The sequence below is a fragment of the Novosphingobium sp. HII-3 genome (genome assembly GCF_002916655.1).
GTDB lineage: Bacteria > Pseudomonadota > Alphaproteobacteria > Sphingomonadales > Sphingomonadaceae > Novosphingobium > Novosphingobium panipatense.
In genome coordinates, this window is record NZ_PPSM01000082.1 from 1 (window position 1) to 1,092 (window position 1,092).

A 1,092-nucleotide genomic window follows, 5' to 3' on the forward strand; every position below is an offset into this window, starting at 1 on the left:
TCTTCGCGTTCCCCTCGAACGCACACAATCGGTGACGCGGGGTGGAGCAGCCCGGTAGCTCGTCAGGCTCATAACCTGAAGGTCGCAGGTTCAAATCCTGCCCCCGCAACCATACTCAATAAAACCCACGGCCCTACAGAGAACGCCCAGCGTGGCCGCGCGCGGAGCCACCATCCCATTGCCGCACCGAGCCGGCAACCGCGATGGCAAAAAGCAGGCGGAACATCATGCCAGGCAACTCCAACAGATGGCGGTCTTCGCCATTTCGGTACAGCCAGTTCCAAGATCCTGTTGACGGGACGCTCGGCGATACCCGACGGCATCAGCCAGCCACGTGGTTGAGCCGGCGGTCTGGATCACGTGTGAGCGCTGCGGCGTGGTGTTGCCGCGATCCGAACGCATCACGTCATGCCGTCCGTCCGAGTGGTACGCAGCGTAGTGTTCCATCGGGCGGCCTTGCTTGTACTGCAGATCCTCTATCGTGAAGGAACCGGATGAAGGCATCCCAGCACCGGAGCATGCAGTTGATGCTTGGCCAGATCCAGGGCGCGCGCTAAGTTCCTGCCGGAGGGCGACATGCTCGTCTGCTGTTGATGCTGCGCTCGATCTTGAGCACCGCATTGGAGAACGTGTGGGATGAACCGGCCGTCGACGTGAAGATGCTGTTGCCTAATAGCGGGGGCTGACGCTCGCGACTGACTTTTTTTGAAAGGCGCGCGCGACACGGCCGATTTGGTGCCCGGCATGAAGCGATGATTGAGGGCTCCCACACCTCGCCGATGCCGCGTCAGGTGGGGACCGGGCATAAGCCCGCGCCGGGGCATAATCTGCTCCCCCAGCTGCCGAACGGACCACAGTCTCATCTATCTGGCGGCCACCGTCGACCGGTTCAGCCGGAAGGTCGGTGGCCATCGGCCCTTTCATCACGCTGGAGACAAACTTCTACGTGGAAGCGCTCGAGGAGGCTGTCAACCGGCGCGCAAAACTGACCCCCTATCGGCGCCCAATATTGACCCCACCTTTCGGCAGCGCGGCGGTTATCCCGGTAGTCGATAGGAGGGGCCCACGGACGACGACGCGCACCGTCAGGTG

At 62.5% G+C, this 1,092-nt stretch carries 1 tRNA gene; it reads left to right on the forward strand.

Annotation, left to right across the window (positions count from 1 at the left end):
* The first annotated feature begins 35 nt into the window (after positions 1 to 35).
* Positions 36 to 112: transfer RNA gene (locus C2R25_RS19550), tRNA-Met, on the forward strand.
* Positions 113 to 1,092 lie beyond the last annotated feature (980 nt).